Source organism: Bacillus sp. AFS098217 (assembly GCF_002551815.1).
GTDB lineage: Bacteria > Bacillota > Bacilli > Bacillales > Bacillaceae_G > Bacillus_A.
This window is the reverse complement of the sequence record NZ_NVPR01000029.1, coordinates 55,823-79,102: the sequence shown is the minus strand read 5'-3', so window position 1 is coordinate 79,102 and position 23,280 is coordinate 55,823. Positions and strand designations below refer to the sequence as shown.

The window sequence follows — 23,280 nt, the reverse complement described above, 5'->3', positions numbered from 1 at the left end:
TTTTTTAGCTCTCTTTCTTGTTTGTATATTAAATTAGCAAATCAAACAAAACAGGGTTTTTATTTAACTCTACAAATTGAATATGATTCTCTTGAAAGCGAGTAATTAACGGCTCATAATCTTCTTTATGTTTTAACTCCACGCCAACAAGCGCAGGACCATTTTCCTTATTGTGTTTCTTAATATACTCAAAGCGGGTAATATCGTCCTCTGGCCCTAAGCCTTTATCTAGAAACTCTCGCAATGCCCCTGAGCGCTGCGGAAATTCAATGATAAAATAATGTTTTAATCCTTCGTAAATGAGCGAGCGTTCTTTCATTTCTTGCATTCTATCAATATCATTATTCCCACCACTTAACGTACAAACAACGCTTTTCCCTTTTATTTCATCTTTATAAAAGTCGAGCGCCGCAATGGAAAGAGCACCAGCTGGTTCCGCAACGATTGCATTTTTCTTATATAATTCTAAAATTGTTGTACAAATTTTCCCCTCCGGAACTAATACAATATCATCGAGTACATCTTTACAAGTTTCAAAGGTTAATTTCCCTACCTTCTTGACCGCTGCTCCATCCACAAAACTATCAATGCTCTCTAGCGTCACATTTTTGTTTTGTAAAAAAGCTTCTTTCATCGATGCTGCTCCCTTTGGTTCCACACCGATTACTTTTGTAGTAGGACTCACACCTTTTACATATGTACCGATACCAGAGGCTAGACCGCCACCGCCGATTGCTGTGAACACGTAATCAACGGGTTGCTCCATATCATGTAAAATTTCAACTGCAACCGTCCCTTGACCGGCAATCACATATGGATCATCAAATGGATGCACAAACGTCATACGATTTTCTTCACAATAGCGCTGTGCTTCCTGAAAAGAACTATCAAATGTATCACCGACTAATACAATTTCCGCATAATCACCGCCAAAGAACTGGACTTGTGATACTTTCTGCTTTGGTGTTGTTGTTGGCATGAAAATTTTTGACGGAATCTTCAATAAATTACATGTGTACGCAACACCTTGCGCGTGGTTACCAGCACTCGCACATACGACACCGTTTTGTAATTGTTCTTTCGATAAACTTTGAATTAAATTGTAAGCACCACGAATTTTAAATGAACGAATGACTTGCAAGTCTTCTCTTTTCACATACACGTCGCATTCATACTTCTCAGATAAAACTGAATCTCGCTGAAGCGGTGTTTTATTGACGATATCCTTCATATGATTATGAGCCATAAGGATATCTTCAATTTTCACTCTCTCCTTTACATTTTGCACCATTTCGTATCATTCCTTATCTCTTTTTTTTATATCATTTCAATCAAAATTTTGCATTTTCAATACTGCGCCTGTATTTGCTGATGTCACCATTTGTGCGTAGCGCCCAAGCCATCCCGTTTTTACTTTTAATTCTGGTCTTTTCCACTCTGTCCGGCGTTTTTCTAACTCTTCTTCACTTACTCTCACTTCAAGTAAACGCTCATCTACATCAATACATACGATATCTCCTTGCTCAAGAAGTGCAATTTCCCCGCCGGCAGCCGCTTCTGGTGAGATATGTCCTACAGAAATACCACGTGATGCCCCTGAGAAACGTCCATCTGTTAAGAGAGCAACATCTGCCCCTAACCCCATACCAGCAATTGCTGATGTTGGAGCTAACATTTCTGGCATACCAGGACCACCTCTTGGCCCTTCATAACGAATAACAACAACATCTCCTTTTTTTACTTTTCCAAGCATAATTCCTGCAAGTGCTTCGTCCTGTGAATTAAAAATAACACACGGGCCCTCAAATCGTTTTACTTCTGTTGCACCACTTTTAATAACAGCACCATCTTTTGCAAGGTTTCCTTTTAATATACGCAGGCCACCTTCTTCACTATGAGGATTTTCAAGAGAGTGAATTACTTCTTTATCTTGAATATTTGCATGAGCGATATTTTCTCTTAATGTCTGACCGGTAGCAGTAATTCGATCGAGATGAAGTACGCCCTCTTTTCTACTTAATTCTTTTAAAATAGCACTAATGCCACCCGCGCGATCAATATCTTCCATATGCCAATTTGAAGCTGGACTTACTTTGCATAGGTGAGGGACACGTCTCGAAACTGCATCAATACGGCTCATATCATAATCAAGTCCCGCTTCTTGTGCGATTGCTAGCGTATGTAATACCGTATTCGTTGATCCTCCCATCGCCATATCAAGCGCAAATGCATCATCAATCGCTTCTTCTGTCACGATGTCGCGTGGTTTAATATCACGTTCAATTAATACTTTTAATTTTTCAGCTGCTTGTTTAATTAATTCCTCACGCCTTGGATCTGTCGCTAAAATACTTCCATTCCCAGGAAGCGCAAGTCCCAATACTTCACATAAGCAGTTCATCGAATTTGCAGTGAACATACCTGAACAAGAACCACAAGATGGGCAGCCATGATCTTCAATATCTTTTAATTCTTCTTCTGAAATTTTCCCAGATTGATAAGCTCCTACTCCTTCAAAAACAGAGCTTAAATCGACTACATCACCTTTAGATGTTTTCCCAGCCGCCATTGGTCCACCTGAAACAAACACGGTTGGAATGTTAACACGCAATGCTGCCATCATCATACCAGGTGTAATTTTGTCACAGTTCGGAATACAAATCATCCCATCAAACCAGTGCGCATTTACTACTGTTTCAACCGAATCAGCAATAATCTCACGGCTTGGGAGTGAATAACGCATACCAATATGCCCCATTGCAATCCCATCATCTACTCCAATTGTATTGAATTCAAACGGAACCATTCCTGCAGCGCGCACCGCTTCTTTTACAAGGCGGCCAAATTCATTTAAGTGTTTATGTCCTGGAATAATTTCAATAAAAGAATTACAAATTGCTACAAACGGCTTGTCAAAATCCTCATCTTTCAAACCTGTTGCTTTTAATAAACTACGATGTGGTGCTTTATCAAAGCCCTTTTTAATCATGTCACTTCTCATTTTTTTAAGTCCCTCCTACACATTTTTCTTTACAAACTGCATGGTGTTCCTCTATTTTGCTAACCATCTGCTCCTTAAGCTAAACTCTCTGCTAGGCCCGGAACGCGTACGCCTCGCTCTCTAGTTAACTTTTTAAATTCTTCCGTTAACTGCTTGGTCACTTCTCCTGGCTTTCCATTCCCGATTTCTCTGGAATCAACTTTTACAACTGGAATTAATTCAGCAGCAGTTCCTGTTAAAAACACTTCGTCTGCTACATATACATCATGACGAGTAAATGGTCTTTCTTCACATGAGATACCTAATCGTTCACACAGTTCAATCACACTATTTCGTGTGATACCTTCTAATGCTCCTAAATAGACAGGAGGTGTTAACACTTTTCCATCTTTCACAACAAAAACGTTATCTCCTGATCCTTCACAAACATATCCTTGTTGATTTAACATAAGTGCTTCTAGTACACCAGCTTGTGCTGCTTCAATCTTTACTAATACATTGTTTAAATAATTCATTGACTTAATGCGTGGATCAAGCGCATCCGGCATATTCCGGCGAGATGCAACAGATACAACGCTAAGGCCGTTATCATAAAATTCTTGTGGAAACAACTTTAACTGTTCTGCGATAATAATGACACTCGGCTTTTCACAACCTCTTGGATCGAGTCCTAAATTCCCTTTTCCTCTTGAAACAATTAACCTGATATATGCATCGGCATATTCATTTTTTTGTAGTGTCTGTAAAACTGCTTCTTCCATTTCTTCTACTGTCATTGGAATAGTGAGTAAAATTGATTTCGCGGATTCATATAAACGCTTCAAATGCTCTTTTAAACAAAATACATTTCCGCCGTAACTACGAATCCCCTCAAATACGCCGTCTCCATATAAAAATCCGTGATCATATACTGAAACAACCGCTTTTTCCTTCTCTACTAATTCCCCATTCATATAGATATACTGGTTTCCCATCTTACATCGCTCCTTTTTATGCAATCCATTTCTATATCGATTGCTGAGAAGAATACATTTAGACAGAAGATTCTGTATATTAAACCTAAAAATATACTCACCTCAACAATCGATTTTCTACAAACGTGTAGCAACCTAGTACTGAGACGAGGGAATCGTGGTACCACTCAGCTTCCTTATACTTCTCACAAAATATAAGCTCTGTAAGTCCAAATTAGACTTCTGTTCTTCTACCGGGAACAACTCCGTTACTCCCTACTTGTTTCCTTTCGTGAGTAATGCTCCGAGGTGATTTTCAATCGATATAATTGTTACTACCCTCACAGCCACGGGGCAGCTCTCTGAAACAATTTATATCGTTTACTCTCCTCTTCTTCACATTCTTCTATTCTATTTTCTAAAATAAAAACTCTCGCTTCAGCAATCAATTACTACACCATAGTAGCTTTGATTGCTGAGGCGAGAGTTTCGCGTTACCACTCAGCTTCCTTATACTTCTCACGAAATATAAGCTCTGTAGGTCCTATCAGACCCCCGTCCATTTACCGGAGACGATACCGCCGCCCTCTACTCAGTTTCCCTTTCGCAAGCGATGCTCCGAGGTGATCTTCAATGATTCGATCGTTACCACCCTTCCAGCCACGGGGCAGCTCTCTAAAACTTTCATAATCATCTACTTTCCTCTTCTTTGCATATACAGTTTATTAAAGTCAGAAAATTCTTAATTGATTTTAAGTTATTACACGTATTATAGGACTTTGTTCTTTTCATTGTCAATATATTTTCGGAAATTTATATTTTAAATTATAATCAAAACATTTAGATCTAGATATTTTTATCAAAACAAAACGGAATAAAAAAACATATATTTTCAAATCCTTTTTATTGCGTAACAAAACAATTTGTATAATACTAGATACAACATATCCATTCAGGAGGATTATAGTAATGGCAGAAAAAACATATGAACTTGCAACCTTTGCTGGTGGCTGCTTTTGGTGCATGGTAAAACCATTTGATGAACTTCCTGGTATTCAAAAAGTGGTTTCAGGCTATGCTGGTGGTCATATCGAAAATCCAACATACGAACAAGTAAAATCTGGAACATCTGGACACCTAGAAGTCGTTCAAATTACATTCGATCCTTCTGTTTTCCCTTATCAAAAATTATTAGATTTATATTGGCCGCAAATTGATCCAACTGATGATGGCGGGCAATTTTTTGACCGTGGTCCGTCCTATCGTGCTGCAATTTTTTATCATAATGAAACACAAAAAGAACTAGCTGAACACTCGAAGCAAGCGCTAGCAGAAAACGGCATGTTTAAAGACCCAATTGTAACAGAAATTCGTTCAGCTGCTCCTTTTTATGAAGCGGAAGAATATCATCAACATTTCTACAAAAAAAATCCAGAGAAATATGCCAGGGAACGTAAAGAATCTGGTCGTGAAGACTTTATCAAGGGAAATTGGCAGAAAAAATAATAAATGGACGTTTTTTAAGACCGATGAAAAGTTGTTTCATCGGTCTTTTTATATTTCAATATACTAATTGTTCTCTTACTTATTCACTTCATTTTTCATCTGTAAAGCAATTAAGCTAGCAAAATCATGCACAAGCGTCGCTGCTAAAAGAGAAGTAATTTGGGTCTGGTCATATGGCGGTAATACTTCTACTAAGTCGAAACCAATATAATTAAATCCACTTAATGAACGCACCATATTTAGTGTCTCGCGACTGTTAAACCCCCCCACTTCTAACGTACCTGTACCAGGTGCACAAGATGGATCTACAAAATCAATATCAAACGTTAAGAAACATGGTGTATCGCCAATCGTTGCTCGCATTTGCTCGAGAACGCTTTCAAAACCACGATCACATAATTCAGCTGTTGTAATGACGTTATACCCTAAATCATTACTAGCTTCTATATCACCAGGATGATTTAATGTTCCCCGGATACCAATTTGGAATACTTTTTCAGGTTGTAGTAATCCTTCTTCATGTGCACGAATAAATGGGGAACCATGCCAATATTTCTCTTCATAATATGTATCCCATGTGTCTGTGTGGGAGTCGAAGTGAATCATTGCGACAGGTCCATGAACTTTCGCTGCTGCACGAAGACTTGCCAATGTAACTGAATGATCCCCTCCAAGACCTATCGGGATAATTCCTTGTTGCATTAATCCAAAAACAGTTTCTTCAATTAGATCATAGCTACGATGAATATTGTGCGGAATCACAGACACATCACCAATATCAATTGCATTTGTATCATCAAACGGATAAACATGGTGGATCGGATGATATGGGAACAAAGTCATAGATGCTTGACGAATTGCTTGCGGAGCAAAACGCGCACCAACGCGAAAAGAAGCAGCCGTATCAAACGGCATTCCTAGAATTGCAATCTTTGCTTGCTCATTACTTGATGGTAATCTCATAAATGAACCCGTCGTACAAAACTCAGGTTTTACATCTGGCGTTAGTGGATATTTCATACGTCATTTCCCCTTTATCAGCATAATTTTCATATTCAAAAAACTTTCCTGAATCTTTTTTATTAAAATGCAAAAATCATACCATATAAAAAATGATCCTTTCCCTACTGTTCATCTTTTTTCATCTATGCAAATTTGAATAACCCATGCCTTACAGCATAAAAAGGGTGATAAAAGCTCACCCTTTTCTATACTTATTTTTTACTATAAGTTATTTTCTCAATCTCTCAATAAAATCATATAACTTATCCAGTGAAGTCATATTCTGATTACATGCTACACTATCTTGGCAAATATAGTTTCCTTTTTTAACAAAAGTACCTGGTACATCTCCTTTTATTTCGACTAGAAACATACCTACTTCTTCATGACCATGGCACAATGCACAAATGCCTTTTTTGTTTATACTTTGGAATGTGCCTTGTAAACCAACAAACTTATTTTTATTCTTTGCTATAATAAACTTTCTACTTGTGCCTTTATCAATCCAGCCTAGATAAGACATCTCTTTCATATTTATTCCTTCCGTTTCAGGAAACTTCAATTTTTTAGCTTTAGGAAATAATTTTTTTAACGTTTGCGGCGTAACTTCCTGAAACGGAATGACATATGGATTTAACTTGAATAAAAAAGCTTCTGCGTTCTCTCTATTCTCAACCGTCAAAATCGTATCTATTAATTCTTTTTGTTCATCAGTAAGATTTTCAAAAACATGTAACACTTTTTCTATCGCAAGAGACTTTAAAGCAGCAATAACGCCTCTATCATTTGCTGTTGCATGCCCATTCACTAGAATATGAGCTTGTGATTTTATAAAATTATATTGATCACTTCTAATAAAAGCTTCCATTTTTATCACTCCATACCAAATTGTTGATCTCTTCTCATTGTATACAATGTACTTACTTTATAAAATGTCGAAAACAATTACTAAACAAACTATACACAAAAAGCACTGATTATTTCTTATCGAATAATCAGTGCTTTGCATTATTATTTTGAATACACGATTTTTTTTATCGTTTCTGTAGAAAGAAAGTATTCCTCTGCTAATTGATGAATTGAAGTTCCATTTTTAAAAGCATGTTTAATATCTCTATTCCGCGCGTCAAGTTGCTTTCTTCCTCCAGATTGTGTACCCCATTTATAATGTGCATTTTCCTGTTTTGGAATATAGATCGTTTCCCCTTGCACATACTTTTGAATTTCTATAATTAATTTTTCCGGTAAAACAGTCGCTGCTTTTACGTATTTCATTTCTGCTCGCCCCTTATTTTTTTATGGTTCATTTCAATAAGGTGCAAAGCCAAATATAAAAGAAATGATACGAGCTCATTTTGGCGATTGTATATTACTTGTCTACCTCACGCAAAGTATCGCCGTTTCCATACTTGGCTTTGCATGAGACGCTGCAGTGTCTGGCAACTGTATTGTAATTGCCATATCAACACCTCCCAATATACCGTTTGCTTCTTATTATATGACAACTTTTTCTTTCTTGCATCCTAATGCTCTTTAACAAGAAACAATTCATTGATTTTGATAAAATACATACAAATTAAAACTAAAGATAATGTGAGGTCGCTTCATGATGAAAAGAATCATTACATCAATTACAATACACGAATTGCAGAAAAGATAATTCTAAAACAAAAAAGGCTCCAGCATACGCTATAAACGATATGTTAGAGCCTTTTTGTTTTAAATAACCCCAATTACATTTAAAAATACAATAACAATCGCAATTGGTGCTATATAGCGAAGTAAGAATAACCATAATACAAATAATTTATATCCTTTGCTTTTACTTACTCCCAGTTCTTTCATTAATACATCTTTCTTCATCTTCAGTGGAACGAAGATCGCAACTAGTAATACACCAAGCGGCATAAGAACGTTACTTACTGTAAAGTCTGCTAAATCAAAAACTGTTTTCCCAAAGAGCTTCACATCGCTTAATACACCATATGATAGCGCTGATGGAATCCCAACAACAAAGATTAACAGTCCAACAATCAATGCCATTTTTTCGCGTTTTCCTTTACCTTTTGTTGTTAAAGAAGCAACGCTAATTTCAAGCATAGAGATTGCTGATGTTACAGTCGCAAAGAAGAATAGTAATAAGAAAACAATAAAGAATAATTTTCCGAATGCCATTTTACTAAAAATAGCTGGTAATACAATAAATAGTAGTCCTGGTCCTTGAGACGGCTCCATGCCAAACGCAAATACAACCGGGAAAATTGCCAGTCCAGCAAGCAATGTAATAACAAGTGTTAAACCAACAATTGAAAATGCTGAACGTGGTAAACTTTCTTCTTTCGGTAAGTACGAGCTGTATGTCACCATTACTGCTACACCGACAGATAACGAGAAGAACGATTGTCCCATCGCATATAAAATAATTTCAGACGTTACATGTGAGAAATCAGGCTGTAAGAAGAAGCGTACCCCTTCTCCCGCTCCATCTAATGTAAGAGCACGAACAATTAATACAAAGAATAAAACAAATAGTGCTGGCATAAAGTATTTATTTACTTTTTCAACACCGTTTTGTACACCTTTACTTACAATAAAAATAGTAATAAGAATAAATAATAGCTGTGCTCCGACTGCTAAATATGGATTGGAAATGATTTCACCAAATGTTGCTTCGTACGTACCATTCCCTTCCCATAGTCTACCTGTAATTGCATTCCATAAATATAATAAAATCCAACCTCCCACAACACTGTAGAAAGAAAGTAATATGAAACATGTTACAATCCCTAACTTACCAACCCACGGCCATAATGTATGAGGAGCGATATCTCTATACGCATCAACAGCCTCTTTTTGTGTGCTTCTTCCTATCACAAATTCTGCTAATAATAAAGGTAAACCAATCAGTAAAGTAAAACCGATGAAAATAAGGAAGAACGCACCGCCTCCTCCAATACCAGCCATGTATGGAAACTTCCAAATTGCGCCAAGACCAATTGCTGAACCTGCTGCAGCTAAAACGAAGCCTAATTTCGATGTCCATTGCTGTGAATTCATTTTTCTATCTCCTCTCTTTTTTTATTTTTTCTTTTTATTACATTTCAACCTTACTCGTATTGTTCTATCCACCTCCTTTCGAAAATAAAAAATCGCCCCTACAAAATCGTAGGGACGATAAAAATATCGCGGTACCACCCTAGTTGTGAAGAATACTAAGAAGCCAACGAAATACAAATAGTCCCTACAGAAAACGTAGGGACGACAAAATATCGCGGTACCACCCTAGTTATGAAGCTACAACGAGAATAATCCCAAAATAAAAAACGCCCCTACGTAAAAACGTAGGGACGATATATATCGCGGTACCACCCTAGTTGTGAAAAAATTCTTCACCACTTTATTTGATAACGGCATACACTACCGTCTTTCATTTCCTCACAATGTAAGATTTATGAAAGATGCTCCAGGACGAACTTCATGAATAACCTATATACTGATTCACACCAACCATCAGCTCTCTGAGATAGGGAGATTTTCACTACTTTACCCTTTCATTGCTCAAATATTATTTTTTAAATTAATTACTACCATTTTTATCACACATTAAAAATAGTGTCAATTATTTTTTGAATTTTCATGTATTATATCTCTAGTTTTCGCCACTAAAATTCAAAATATGACTTTTCTATGAATAGTATTACATTACTTATGGTTTATACTTTATTAAATACACCGACAGGTTTATAGTAGTATAGGATGATTGTAATGCAGCACGAGTAGGAGGAAAAACGTTGTCTACTTCAAAAGTTTTAAAAGGGACTGCTTTACTAAGCGGTGCCACAATGATTTCGCGTATTTTAGGTTTTATATACTTTTTCCCTTTTCAATTATTAGTTGGGGAACAAGGGGTTGCTTTATATGCGTATGCATATTCTTGGTATGGTATCTTACTTAGCTTTTCAACGGCTGGTATTCCAATTGCCGTATCTAAATTTGTTGCGAAATATAATGCATTAGGTGACTACAGCACAAGTAAAAAACTGTATAACTCCAGTGTAAAACTAATGATGATCATGGGGTTCGCTGGATTTTTAATTTTATTTATCGGGGCACCTTACGTATCACAATTTATTATTCGGTCGAAAACACCTGATCCACAATTTATCGCTGACGTCACACTGACAATGCGAGCATTAAGCTTCGCGCTCATCATTGTACCGGCGATGAGTGTCACACGTGGATACTTCCAAGGTTTCCAACATATGAAACCAAGTGCTGTTTCTCAAGTTGTGGAACAAATTGCCCGTGTTGTTTTCATTTTAGTTGGTAGTTTTATCGTTTCAAAGTTACTAGGTGGTTCTGTAGCTTCTTCCGTTGCAGTCGCTACATTTGGCGCTGTCATTGGAGCGATTGCCAGCGTTTCGATTTTAATCATGTATTGGAAGAAGTATGATCATTTAAAACCACCTGAAGGTGAACTGAAGTCAAGGTCATCAAATATTCCTTTAAAAAATCTCTATATGGAATTACTTCGTTACGCGATTCCAATTGTATTTGTAGGGATTGCCATTCCACTGTATACATTAGTGGATCAATATACAGTTGCAGATGCACTAAGGGCAATTGGAACACCACTTGAAACTGCGAATGCGATTTTCGCTTATATAACGAACTATGCTCAAAAATTAATCATGATTCCTGCTTCACTCGCAACTGGATTTTCACTTACCATTATTCCAGCGATAACAAAATCATTTACAAGCGGGAAACTAGAAGAATTACAAGAACAAATCACAAAGATTTTCCAAGTGCTACTATTCTTTACCATACCTGCTGCATTCGGGCTTGCTAGCATCGCGTATGATGCATTCCGCATGGTATATATGAGTCCTGATACAGCTTTAGGTGGATCGCAATATTTAATTTCTTATGCGCCATCAGCAGTACTAAGTGCAATTTTCACTGTTTCAGCAGCTATCCTACAAGGTATTGATTATCAACGAAAAACAATGATCGCCTTCTCAGTTGGTATTCTCGTAAAAATCGTTGTAAATACACCACTTCTACACTTATTAGGTGGACATGGTGCAGTGCTTGGAACAATTCTTGGATATCTTGTTTCTGATATCATTATGTTATATTGCATCGTTAAATTTGCGAAATTTAAAATTGCAGAAACAGCTAAAACAGTATTTCTTATTACAATTTACTCCGCAGCAATGTCTGCTGTCGTAATAGGATTAAAAGCGATGATTGGATGGTTAATTCCTGGACAACCTTATATCGAATCCTTACTCATCGTTATCATATGCGGTGCAGTTGGAGGTTTTGTCTACCTTATTTTCGTATTAACAAGCGGACTTGCGTCACATATTATTGGTGATCGTATTAACCGTTTACCTGTACTAAAAAAATTCGTAAATTAACATAAAAAAGGTGTAGCTTACAAATAGCTACACCTTTTTCTAGTCTAAAAAAATTATTCAAACAATTCCATACTTAAATAACGTTCTCCTGAGGTGCAATACATAACACTTTCTTACCAGTATCTAATCGTTTGGCTATCATAGTACATCCCCTATTCTATAGTGGTTTTCGATCGCTTGGCAGTAACCATGACGTAAGTCCAATTAATGGTAAACAACTACACAATACCATAATAAATTGCAAACTATAAACATCTGCTAGTTTTCCAAGAACAACAGCACCTAATGCTCCCAGACCAAATGCAAGACCAACAATTAAACCTGATACCATTCCAACTTTTCCTGGGACAAGTTCTTGTGCATACACAACAATAACACTAAAACTACTAGAACTAATAAAACCGATACAGATAAATAACGGTACGACCCACGTAAGAGAAACATGTGGTAATAAAAGCGCAAGTGGTGCAGAGCCAAGCATTGAAAATACGATAATATTTTTCTTACCAAATCGGTCTGCTAACGGTCCACCAAAGAATGTTCCAAGTACTCCAGCAATCATAAAGGCAAATACGAAGTACTGTGCATTTTTAATAGACAAACCGTAATGTTCAATTAAATAAAACTGATAGAAATTCCCAATACCAGCTCCATACCAAGAACGTACAAAGGTCAAGAACACAAGAAGGACAATTACAAATTTAATATGCGTACTAACAATCGCATTTTCAGCCTCAAGTGCAGCTCTTTTCTTTCTGCGCACAGCGCCATTGATTAATTCATTTTTGTACCAGCTTGAAACGAAAATTAACAATGCAATACCAACTGCCGCAAATCCTGTGAAACCAAGTGCTCCTATTTGACCAAGCGGAACAAAAATTAGCGCTGTAAAAATTGGTGCAAGGGAGTTCCCTGTATTTCCTCCTACTTGGTAAATAGACTGCGCTAAACCACGCTTTGCACCCGCTGCCATATAAGCAACACGTGCTCCTTCAGGATGAAAGACCGCTGATCCTAACCCAATAAATAAAACAGAAATAATAACAATAATAAAGTTTGGTGCAAACGCAAGTCCAATCATCCCAAGCATACTAGAAAACATACCGAGCGGTAATAAAAATGGTGATGGCTTCTTATCTGAATACATTCCAAATACCGGCTGCATAATCGATGACGTCATATTTAATGCAAACGCAATCCATCCTACCTGCATATAAGACAAATTCATCGTTTTTTCCAAAATAGGAAACAGAGCCGGTACAACAGCTTGCATGGAATCATTTAAAAAATGACCGAAACTAATCGCAAATAAAATACGATAAATCGTAGGTGAGGCTACTGTATTTTCTTTTGAAACTGCCTGCATATTTCACTCTCTCCTTTCCTAAAAACAGAAAATACAACTTATTAAAAGTACACTTACTTTAATAATTTCTGATTTTTGAAATATTCCCTATTCTATAATGGTTTTATCTCTTTTTCCAGTAACACAACTTCGATTTTGTATAAATCATTTACCTCATTATATTCATATAATAATTATCAACTTTAATTATAGTGATTTTCTTTTTCTTCTTTTATACTTAGACAGAAATGAAGAGAAAGCATAACAACTATGAAGAAAAGACAAAAGGAATTGTTGCACTCTCACTCACATTATCAGTATTCTTATCTGCATGTGGGCAAAAACAAGAGACAACATCTAGCTTAGAAAAGAAAAAAGTACATCACTCCATTAATCGTAATGTACTTTTTATTTTCTAATAAAATTTAATTATAATTCTCTTTTTTCTTTTAAAAGTTTTTGAAATTCTATTTCTAATTCTTCAGACGGTTCGATACTTAAGCGACTTAGCACTTCCGATATTTTTGTTTCAAGTAAAAGAAGCTTATCTTCTTTCATATCTCGCGTCTTTTCCACTTGATTGAGTTTATATTGCTGATACGTTCCATCAAATAACTTAATCTCTTGATCATGAATTGCTAAAATTCGTGTAGCAATATTTTCAATAAACCGGCGATCATGTGAGACAAAAATTACACTTCCTTCATACTCTTTTAGAAGAGACTCTAATGCTTCAACAGCGTCCATATCGAGAAAGTTCGTCGGTTCATCTAACACTAAAGTATTAATATCACTTAAAAATAACTTTGTCAGTGCTACTTTCACTCGTTCCCCGCCACTTAAAACCCCTACAGGCTTATAAACATCATCTCTGAAAAAATGCATTCTCGCAAGAACCGTTCGAATCAGTGTTTCATCCTGTTTTGAAGAGGACTGGACATTTTCGATAATTGATTTCTCCGTATCTAATATGTTTAAGTTTTGACTAAAATAGCCGATTTTCACAGCTGGTGAAAACTTAATACCATATTCTTGGTTCATGATTTTTTTTACAAATGTCGTTTTCCCACTCCCATTTGAACCGATAATCGCTAATTTATCACCGCCTCGAATGTGAAAACTTGTTTTGCTCCAAAGCACACGTTCCCCAACTTTACCTGTTACACCATCTACACGAAGAATAATCCGGTTTTTAAACGTTTCTGCATTCGGCAAATTCATCTTAATTGGTGAGAGCTCTTTTACTTTTTCTACCTTTTCAAGCTTTTCTAATCTCGTTTCAATGGCTGTTGCTGTTTTTTGTAGCTTCTTTTGCTTTTTGGCAAAGTATGGCTTTGCTCCTGTAATTCTCGCTTCGGATTTACTTACCTTTTTTGGTGTCTTTGTTGCTCTTTCAGCTTTTTTCTCTTTTAATTTTAATGCTTCTTCTAGCTGCTTTTTCTTTTTTTCATATATTTCATAAGCTAATTGTTCCTGTTGCCTCTCTACTTCTTTTTGTTTTACATAATCGCTATAGTTACCTGTATACTCTTTTATTTCCCCTTCATTCAACTCCCATATGGTCGTACAAAGAGTATCTAAAAATGCCCGGTCATGTGAAATAACAATAAATGCCCCCTGCCACTTCCTTAGTTTCTTCTCCAACCATTCGATATGCTCTGTATCAAGATTTGTTGTCGGTTCGTCTGCTAGTAAAAGTTCCGGGTCTTTCACAAGAGCTTTTTGAATATATTCTTGCGTCACTTCACCACCACTTTTTGTTGTATCTGTTCGTTTAAGTTGCGGTAAAAGTTCACACCTAGTATGTTGAATCACTTTCCCTTCTTCTGGGGAAATCTTTTCAGCTAAAATTTGAAGTAACGTCGTTTTCCCACTTCCATTTCTACCAACTAATCCAATTCGAGCATTTTTATGGATTTGCAATTGATCCACATCTAGTAATAAACGATCCTGTACATAGTACTTTATATGATTGGCTTCTAATAAAAACATAGTAACATCTCCTTTTATCAAATGTAGGAGACAAAAAAATGCCCCCTATATCCATTCAGAATAGGAGGCATAAATCATATATAGGTGTACACCAAAAGAGACTATCCCTTTTAGATCCAACTATAAAAAGCCAATCCTATTCTGAAAAACGAAAATTGAAGGCATCACAAATAACAGCGTGATCATCTGTTAAAAATAACCTTCAATTGTTTGCTTTCGTAAATAGGATTAGTACTTCATGTAATTGGGTCACCCTTCCGTTCTTTTCATTTCATTCATGCTATTTTTAGTATAACTAAAAATTCCAAATAAAATCAATGTCTTTTCATTTCAAATGACAAAACGCTTATACTTCTCAAAATCACTCGTCTTACATTCGAGTGAAATTTTCGTACCTTCATTTTCATAACTTGTAGATACAACATGTGCATGATCATTGAAATAAGAAACAACTTGCCCTTGATCATAAGGAATTAACATCTCACACTTTGTATACTCTTTGTAAATGTGTGAACGAATCATTTCTACAAGTTCTTCTATCCCAACGTGTTGCTTTGCAGATAGGTACACACGATTATCCTGAACTTTCGGGATTTCAACATCCATCATATCTGATTTGTTATACGCATAAATCGTCGGGATATTTTCAACACCAATTTGTTTTAGTGTTTGATTTGTAATCTCAATCAATTGTTCATAATTTGGATTTGCATAATCCACAACATGAATGAGTAAATCTGCCTCAGCCACTTCTTCTAATGTAGAACGGAATGCTTTCACAAGATGGTGCGGTAATTTACTTACAAAACCAACTGTATCTGTTAATAAGAATGATTTATTATCAGGAAGCTGAATATTTCGCACCGATGTTTCTAGTGTCGCAAATAACATATCTTTTTCAAATACTTGTTTTTCTACGGATCCGTTAAAGATCTCGAGCATCGTATTCATCATCGTTGACTTACCCGCATTTGTATACCCTACTAATGAAACAACCGGAATTTCATTTTTCTTACGCTGTTTACGCTGCGTTTGGCGCTGCGCAACAAGGGCTTCTAATTCTTTATTTAACACTGCAATTTGCTCTTCAATCTTACGACGATCTAGCTCTAATTTCTTCTCACCGACACCTTTATTTTTCGTACCAACACCACCGCTCTGTCTTCCTAACGATTCACGAAGACCGATTAAACGTGGCATCATATATTGTAAATGTGCTACTTCAACTTGTAACTGCGCTTCTTTCGTCTTAGCACGCTGCGCGAAAATATCTAGAATTAAAATGGTACGATCAATGACTTTACAATCTAAGTCGGCTTCCAAATTTCGGATTTGCGAAGGTGATAACTCATCATTAAAAATAACCATATTCGCATCTGCTTCCTTCACAAAAGCGGAAACTTCGTCAATTTTCCCTGTTCCAATATAATGTGATGGATTTACGCGATGTAAATTTTGCGTAACTTGCCCTAGAACTTCCACATCACATGCTTCCGCAAGATTTGCTAACTCCTCCATCGAATATTCAAAATCACTTTCATTATTTAAATTAACACCAACTAATATCGCTTTTTGTACTAGTTCTTCCATATATTTATTCCTCCATTTCGATTACGTAAAATAAAAAACACAGGTCACTGCCTGTGTTTTTCGTAAACGGATGAGAGTACACCAAAGAAATAGGAGAAAGCGACGCTTCCGTCCTATTACAAGGTCAATAAGTCCCCAATGGTATACGTATCAAACAAGTATACACCTATACCATCTCATTCTATTTATAAAGGCAAAACAAAAAGAGGGCGTATTCGTCCCTCCCTCTTTTCACATATAAGTTCAATAAAGGGTTCCTTTAAAATAGGCAGACCAATCCCGTTTACTCTGTACACAGACAGAGCCTTTGAGCGCTATTCAATTATCGGCACAAAGTATTGAGACGTAATCTGATTAAGATCAAAGGAGACCCCTCCGTTCATTAAAAGTTACATAAATTTTAGCATAATTATGTAGTTTTCACAACAATAACCTTCACTTTTGGGCATAAAGAAAATCATTATTTTTCTAGCGTATTCTTCATTTTTTGCACATACATCTTATTATAAATTTAACGCCCCACATCGTGCACGTGTTCGATCTCTTCTTGCATTTCTTCTTTCATTTCATGATAGTATGCTGGCAGTTCTATTTCATGTTCTAAGAAATAGTCCTCAATTAATGAAATTATCACTTTCAATGTTTTCACACGCGCATATAATTTATCGTTACTAGCAATAATATTCCATCTTGCATTTGGTTTATCTGTTTCTTCAAACATTTCTTCCATTGCCCGGGCATATTCATCCCACTTTTCACGATTGCGCCAATCTTCATCTGTAATTTTCCATCTCTTAAGAGGATTTTTCTCTCGATCTTTAAATCGTGCTAACTGTTCATCTTTACTAATATGATAGAAGAACTTTGCTACTATGTAATGATCATCTGTTAATAGTTTTTCAAAATCATTGATTTCATCATATGCTCTAGTCCACTCTTCTTTTGTAGCGAAACCTTCTACACGTTCAACCAATACACGACCGTACCAAGAGCGATCGAAAATAGTGATTTGACCATATTGTGGAATTTTCCGCCAGAACCTTTGCATATAATGATAACGTTTTTCATGGGGAGCAGGTGCACCAATTGGATTTACTTGAAATCCACGCGGATCAAGATGCTCGGTAATTCGTTTAATTGCTCCTCCCTTTCCTGCTGCATCCCAACCTTCCATAGCCATAATAACGGCTATTTTTTCTTTTTTTAAAATCTGCTGTAGTGCCAATAAGCGCCTTTGATATTTTTCAAGCTTCTTATTGTACTTAGATTTTGATTCAATTCTTTTCGTTAAATCTATTTGAGCAAGACGATCTTTTTTCATGTAAATAATCCCCCTTTTTACTTAATCAACACTATTTTAACATAATTTTCAGTATTTTGCGCATATATCTTTCTTCAAAAAACACCAATATACATATTACAACAAAGAAAATCTATATTTTCTCTATTCATCATTTTTTGCGCATATGTCTTATTAGAAACATACTCAAAACAATTATAAGTAAAGATGCCCCTATACTAGAAACCATAACCACGCTATTTATGTTTGAACGATGAAATTACAGACTATTGACATTTTTATAACCTAGTACTAATATCAAGTTATAAATCCAAAAGACGGGAGATGTTGGAATGAACTCCACAGCTCGTATTACAGCAATTGGAACTTATGTTCCAGAACAAAAGTTGTCAAATGATGATTTAGAAAAACTGGTTGATACTAGCGATGAATGGATTGTACAAAGAACGGGAATGAAGGAAAGAAGAATTGCCGGTGAACAAGAATTCGCATCACATTTAGCTTTCAAAGCCATTAAAAATTTAACTGACACATATAAGAAAACTTTAGAAGACGTTGATTGTATCATCGTATCCACAACTACTCCTGACTATGTGTTTCCAAGTGTAGCATGTCAAATCCAAAATCATTTTCACATTCCTCATACACTTGCTTTTGATTTAAACGCTACCTGCGCTGGCTTTACTTATGGATTACATGTGGCTAATAATTTAATTACTGCCGGATCTCATCATAAAGTTTTAGTCGTAGCTACAGAAACATTATCAAAAGTAACTGACTATACAGACCGCACCACCTGTATTTTATTTGGTGACGGAGCTGGAGCCTTTTTATTGGAAAGAGATGAGGAAAAACCAAGTTTTATCGCTTCTCACATGGGAACAAACGGGGAAGGCGGTATCCATCTATATAGAACAAACCTTTCTACTATCATGGATGAAAAACCTCTACAAACAAACGGAAAAATGGTACAAAACGGAAGAGAAGTTTATAAATGGGCTGTACGTACTGTACCACTAGGTATGAAAAACTTATTGCATGCAGCAAACCTACAAATGGATGATATAAATTGGTTTGTACCACACAGTGCTAATTTACGAATGATTGAATCTATATGTGATAAATCCGGATTTACATTAGATAAAACTTTAACTAGTGTGGAATTCATGGGAAATACCTCATCTGTTTCTATTCCATTAGCCTTAGATTTAGCTAGAAAAAAAGGAAAATTAAACAATGGCGATACGATTTTACTATATGGATTTGGCGGAGGACTTACACATTTAGGACTAATTATAAAGTGGGATTTACATTAGGAACTTTAGAATATACAGCTTAAAAATACAGGAGGTTGCCCAAAAGTAGCTGAATAACTACTTTTGGGCAACCTCTTTCAATACATCATTTTTTAGCTCTTCTATTTGACGTTATCGGTCATGAGGAGAGCACAATTCTCGTTATTTTAAATGGTTTGCGACTATTAAAAGTAGATAATTAGATGGCTTCCTATTTGGAACCCATCTTTTTGTACTTGCGGGTACCACCACATGCCCATCAAGCTAAGATTTTGAGACACCCCAAAACGAAATTTTTACCTTCTACAGTTATTTATGAGAATTCAGCTCATTTTTTTCGTTTTGGGAAACAATCAATTTCTTAAGTTAATGGCGATGGGGCGGGACCCCTTCTACTAAATATCTTTTGATTTTTGTAGGCTCTCTAATAAGGAAATCCCTATATTTTCATCATCATTTCTACCTAATTGATAATTGGCCAAAACTACGGAAGCAACTTTCTTTTCTTTATCTATCCCTAAAAACGAGCTAAAGCATCCTGTTCCACCACCATGCAAAATAACATTATTGTTTTTCTTTAAAAGCATCCATCCAAGACCCATATCATACTTCTTTGTTCCATTTCCATGTTTTTTATGACAAAGAGACAAATATGGTTTATCTTCGTAAATATTTATTTTGGCATATTTAAGTAAATCATCAGCAGTTGAACTTATTGCACCCGCGGGTGATATAAGATTTTCTTTGTTCCATTTCCAGTTGCCGCAATCATTATTTTTTCTGTTATAACCATGTAAATTATTATTTGATGTGCCTAAATATGTTTCGCTTAGCCCGAGCTCATTATAAAGAAAGTCGTTCATAATGTCCCAATATCCCCTGCCTGATACAATTCCCAATCCATACCCAATAAGTGATATACCAAAATTTGAATATTCACATGAATAATCAACTTCTTTCAATTTATTTCTTTCAATTAGCATTTTCATTTTGTTAAAGTCCATATTTAAAGGATTATTCCTATTAAAATCATCACCGCCAGTAATCAAATTTAAAATTAGGTTGAAATATTCCCGTTTATTTAATGGCAGTCTTTCTGAAAATCCAGAAGAGTGAGTAGCAAGACGGAGCAACGTTGGATAATACCCGTTTTCCTTAAGTTCTTCTATATATTTATGTATTGAATCGTTTATTGACATCTTGTTCTCAAATATGTATTTTGATAGCAAAGATACAGTAAAAGTCTTTGTAATAGATCCAATTTCATAATGATATTTTTTTGATGAATTAAGTTCACCGTTTTCCTTATAAATTTTTATTACAGAATTATCGTCTATTAAATAGCCAATAGTTAATCGTAAATGTTTTTTTCCTCTACATGTCTTTTTAATTAATCGTAATGTTTTATCACTGATTTCAAACATAATAATTGCTCTCCCTTATCTTTCATTTTGAAAACATTTCAAAAGATTGATATATATTCTTCAAGGTAAAATTACCAACCCGATTTATTTTTCATATTTTATTTCCCCTATTAATTGTTTGAATTCTTCGTCTCTCAAGTTCCTTCATTACTCTCAATTGTAATTAACTGTTTTGCACTCTGTTTTGTGATACCTAATTTTCTAGCAATATTATTCAAAGTCATTTCATCTTCAGGTAAATGAGCAATCTTTTTAAAAATAATCGAACTTTGTTTTAAAAGATCAATCTTTCTTATAAAACTACAGTATATTGCCCCATATTAATAACACTTGAATGTTACAGGGAAAGTATTCAAGTTTTCAGTCTACAACTATTTTTTAATAGTCTAGAACATTTTTTAATGGAACATTTCACAAAAAGAAAAATCTCACGTGAAATTAAATTTATATAAGCTTAGCTTGATGGGCATGGGGTACCAACACATCGCCATCAAATTAAGGTGAATTCGTGTTCCACCATAATATTGTATAAGAATTTAACGTAGTTTTTTCTTTTGTTGTCTCATACCGTTCATAGGAGACTTATCCTGCGTGTTTCGGATTTTGAATCATACGAGATACAACTGAAAATAGTATCAAAGGCATTACCAATTGAGTCCCTCTCAAGCTTCCTATGTTGTCTGTTAACAAGTACATATGTTTCATGACAAAAGTAATCTTATTTATACTCACCTATCTTCTTTCTTTTGCATAAAATTTAATCACACATCATATTTTTATACTAGGCTAAAAAAGTTGGTTTAGGTAAAATTTAAAAGTGTAACACCATATTTTTGCCACAAAGAAAAAATAAAACCCTATTTTAGGTTTTTAAAAATAAAAAAATACTACACCATCTTTCATTTCACCTTCAGTGAACAAAATGAAAACAAGTTAAAAGGGGAGGATACGTTATGGATGAATTAGAAACAGCCAAAAGGCAAGATGCGGTTGCTGTATCACATCAAGAAGGTTGGCGGCAACACAACAACGATCCTAGCTTACGAGAAGTGTATAAAAGTATGAAGGTACCGAAGAAGGGAAATTCCCTTCGAAAGCTCCTTGCATTTATGGGACCAGGTTATCTTGTTGCAGTAGGATACATGGATCCTGGAAACTGGGCTACATCGATAGCTGGAGGATCTGCTTATAACTATACGTTACTATCCGTCATTTTGATTTCTAACTTTATGGCTATTATTTTGCAGGCACTATCTGCAAAGTTAGGGATTGTAACAGGAAGAGACTTAGCACAAGCATGTCGGGATCATTACAGTAAGCCTGTGTCATTTGTTTTATGGATACTATGTGAATTAGCTATTGCAGCTTGTGATTTAGCGGAAGTGATAGGTTCCGCTATCGCGTTAAACCTTTTATTTCATATTCCTCTTGTATGGGGCGTATGCATTACTTCATTTGATATCTTATTAGTACTTTTATTACAAAATAAAGGATTTCGTTATATTGAAGCCATTGTCATTAGTTTAATTGCAACCATTTCCGTTTGTTTTGGTGTGGAACTCTTTATGTCGCAGCCACAACTGAGTGAGATTGCAAAAGGATTTGTTCCAAGTAAAGAGATTATTCAAAATCCTGAAATGCTATTTATTGCACTTGGAATTTTAGGAGCTACGGTTATGCCACATAATTTGTATTTACATTCTTCTATTGTGCAAACGAGAAATTATGAAGAAACGCCCAAAGGAAAACGAGAAGCGATTAAGTTTTCAGTGATTGACTCCACGATCGCATTAATGTTGGCTTTATTTATTAATGCAGCAATTTTAATATTAGCAGCGTCTGCTTTTCATACAACAGGGCATACCGACGTAGCAGAAATCCAAGATGCCTATCAATTGTTAAATCCGATTCTTGGAAGTGGGGTTGCGAGCGTATTATTTGCCGTTGCTTTATTAGCCTCAGGACAAAATTCTACGTTAACAGGAACGTTAGCTGGGCAAATTGTAATGGAAGGTTTTTTAAATATTCGCTTACGACCATGGATTCGTCGCTTAATTACGCGTTTAATCGCAATTATACCTGCGGTCATTGTAACACTAATATATGGAGAAAAAGGAACCACGGATCTTTTAGTATTAAGCCAAGTTATCCTATCTCTTCAACTTTCATTTGCAGTTATTCCACTTGTTATGTTTACTAGTGACAAAAAGAAAATGGGTGAATTCACAAACTCACTTTGGACCAAAATGATCGCTTGGTTCATTGCTATTATTATCGCTATTTTAAATGCCTATCTACTCTTTACTACATTTTCAGGATGAAAATATTCTAAATATAAAGTATTTGTATTACTTCCATTAATCTAGACTATAAAAATAGAAGAATTCCCTTCAACCTTTATGTTTGAAGGGAATTCTTCTATTCTCACTCTTCTTTATTAGAATGA

At 35.6% G+C, this 23,280-nt stretch carries 16 protein-coding genes, 2 pseudogenes and 3 other annotated features; of the genes and pseudogenes, 6 read left to right on the top strand and 12 right to left on the bottom strand.

Annotation, left to right across the window (positions count from 1 at the left end):
• Window positions 1-28: 28 nt before the first annotated feature.
• From ilvA to ilvE, 3 genes are all read right to left on the bottom strand, one after another.
• Window positions 29-1,291, bottom strand: a complete 1,263-nt coding sequence (ilvA, locus tag COO03_RS07330) for a threonine ammonia-lyase IlvA (protein ID WP_097896381.1) — start codon at window positions 1,289-1,291, stop codon at window positions 29-31.
• 36 nt (window positions 1,292-1,327) lie between these two features.
• On the bottom strand, window positions 1,328-3,001 hold the full coding sequence (ilvD, locus tag COO03_RS07325) for a dihydroxy-acid dehydratase (protein ID WP_097896379.1): 1,674 nt from the start codon (window positions 2,999-3,001) through the stop codon (window positions 1,328-1,330).
• 74 nt (window positions 3,002-3,075) lie between these two features.
• Window positions 3,076-3,975, bottom strand: a complete 900-nt coding sequence (ilvE, locus tag COO03_RS07320) for a branched-chain-amino-acid transaminase (protein WP_097896377.1) — start codon at window positions 3,973-3,975, stop codon at window positions 3,076-3,078.
• A gap of 139 nt (window positions 3,976-4,114) precedes the next feature.
• Window positions 4,115-4,360 (bottom strand) — a binding site (T-box leader).
• 67 nt (window positions 4,361-4,427) lie between these two features.
• Window positions 4,428-4,673: a binding site (T-box leader), on the bottom strand.
• A gap of 250 nt (window positions 4,674-4,923) precedes the next feature.
• Between ilvE and msrA the strand changes: the two genes are divergently transcribed.
• Window positions 4,924-5,460: a peptide-methionine (S)-S-oxide reductase MsrA gene (gene msrA / locus COO03_RS07315; protein ID WP_097896375.1), complete on the top strand. Its 537-nt coding sequence runs from the start codon at window positions 4,924-4,926 to the stop codon at window positions 5,458-5,460.
• A gap of 75 nt (window positions 5,461-5,535) precedes the next feature.
• Here msrA and speB read toward each other — a convergent pair whose 3' ends face one another.
• From speB to COO03_RS07295, 4 genes are all read right to left on the bottom strand, one after another.
• The gene (gene speB / locus COO03_RS07310) at window positions 5,536-6,480 is read right to left on the bottom strand and encodes an agmatinase (RefSeq protein WP_097896373.1); all 945 of its coding nucleotides are present in this window, start codon (window positions 6,478-6,480) and stop codon (window positions 5,536-5,538) included.
• A 211-nt stretch (window positions 6,481-6,691) separates the two neighbouring features.
• Window positions 6,692-7,330 (bottom strand): FusB/FusC family EF-G-binding protein, encoded by a 639-nt coding sequence (locus tag COO03_RS07305; RefSeq protein WP_097896372.1) that lies wholly within the window; start codon window positions 7,328-7,330, stop codon window positions 6,692-6,694.
• A gap of 143 nt (window positions 7,331-7,473) precedes the next feature.
• A complete protein-coding gene (locus tag COO03_RS07300; RefSeq protein ID WP_097896370.1) occupies window positions 7,474-7,737 on the bottom strand; it encodes a CD3324 family protein in 264 nt (87 codons plus the stop codon).
• Window positions 7,738-8,181: 444 nt separating this feature from the next.
• Window positions 8,182-9,519 (bottom strand): sodium-dependent transporter, encoded by a 1,338-nt coding sequence (locus COO03_RS07295; protein WP_097896368.1) that lies wholly within the window; start codon window positions 9,517-9,519, stop codon window positions 8,182-8,184.
• Between the two features lie 283 nt (window positions 9,520-9,802).
• Window positions 9,803-10,026, bottom strand: a binding site (T-box leader).
• 227 nt (window positions 10,027-10,253) lie between these two features.
• Between COO03_RS07295 and COO03_RS07290 the strand changes: the two genes are divergently transcribed.
• Complete coding sequence (locus COO03_RS07290) at window positions 10,254-11,888, top strand: putative polysaccharide biosynthesis protein (RefSeq protein WP_097896366.1); 1,635 nt, start codon at window positions 10,254-10,256, stop codon at window positions 11,886-11,888.
• 157 nt (window positions 11,889-12,045) lie between these two features.
• Here COO03_RS07290 and COO03_RS07285 read toward each other — a convergent pair whose 3' ends face one another.
• Window positions 12,046-13,254 carry an MFS transporter gene (locus COO03_RS07285; RefSeq protein WP_097896365.1) on the bottom strand — a complete coding sequence of 403 codons (1,209 nt, stop codon included), beginning with the start codon at window positions 13,252-13,254 and terminating at the stop codon, window positions 12,046-12,048.
• A gap of 227 nt (window positions 13,255-13,481) precedes the next feature.
• On the opposite strand from COO03_RS07285, the pseudogene COO03_RS27505 reads away from it, so the two are divergent.
• Window positions 13,482-13,610, top strand: a pseudogene (locus tag COO03_RS27505) (ABC transporter substrate-binding protein); the annotation flags it as partial.
• 52 nt (window positions 13,611-13,662) lie between these two features.
• Here the strand turns inward: COO03_RS27505 and COO03_RS07275 are convergent.
• The 3 genes from COO03_RS07275 to COO03_RS07265 all read right to left on the bottom strand — a co-directional run bounded on the left by COO03_RS07275 (window position 13,663) and on the right by COO03_RS07265 (window position 18,136).
• A complete protein-coding gene (locus tag COO03_RS07275; RefSeq protein ID WP_097896363.1) occupies window positions 13,663-15,225 on the bottom strand; it encodes a Vga family ABC-F type ribosomal protection protein in 1,563 nt (520 codons plus the stop codon).
• 330 nt (window positions 15,226-15,555) lie between these two features.
• Window positions 15,556-16,815, bottom strand: a complete 1,260-nt coding sequence (gene hflX / locus COO03_RS07270) for a GTPase HflX (protein WP_097896361.1) — start codon at window positions 16,813-16,815, stop codon at window positions 15,556-15,558.
• 511 nt (window positions 16,816-17,326) lie between these two features.
• On the bottom strand, window positions 17,327-18,136 hold the full coding sequence (locus tag COO03_RS07265) for a polyphosphate kinase 2 family protein (protein WP_097896360.1): 810 nt from the start codon (window positions 18,134-18,136) through the stop codon (window positions 17,327-17,329).
• 311 nt (window positions 18,137-18,447) lie between these two features.
• On the opposite strand from COO03_RS07265, the gene COO03_RS07260 reads away from it, so the two are divergent.
• Both COO03_RS07260 and COO03_RS28115 read left to right on the top strand, forming a co-directional pair.
• Window positions 18,448-19,431 (top strand): ketoacyl-ACP synthase III, encoded by a 984-nt coding sequence (locus tag COO03_RS07260; protein WP_097896358.1) that lies wholly within the window; start codon window positions 18,448-18,450, stop codon window positions 19,429-19,431.
• A gap of 92 nt (window positions 19,432-19,523) precedes the next feature.
• Window positions 19,524-19,613 (top strand): annotated as a pseudogene (locus COO03_RS28115) (hypothetical protein); the annotation flags it as partial.
• 192 nt (window positions 19,614-19,805) lie between these two features.
• Here the strand turns inward: COO03_RS28115 and COO03_RS07255 are convergent.
• Window positions 19,806-20,834: a serine hydrolase domain-containing protein gene (locus tag COO03_RS07255; RefSeq protein ID WP_097896356.1), complete on the bottom strand. Its 1,029-nt coding sequence runs from the start codon at window positions 20,832-20,834 to the stop codon at window positions 19,806-19,808.
• A 953-nt stretch (window positions 20,835-21,787) separates the two neighbouring features.
• On the opposite strand from COO03_RS07255, the gene COO03_RS07245 reads away from it, so the two are divergent.
• Window positions 21,788-23,155 carry an Nramp family divalent metal transporter gene (locus tag COO03_RS07245; protein ID WP_097896354.1) on the top strand — a complete coding sequence of 456 codons (1,368 nt, stop codon included), beginning with the start codon at window positions 21,788-21,790 and terminating at the stop codon, window positions 23,153-23,155.
• Window positions 23,156-23,280 lie beyond the last annotated feature (125 nt).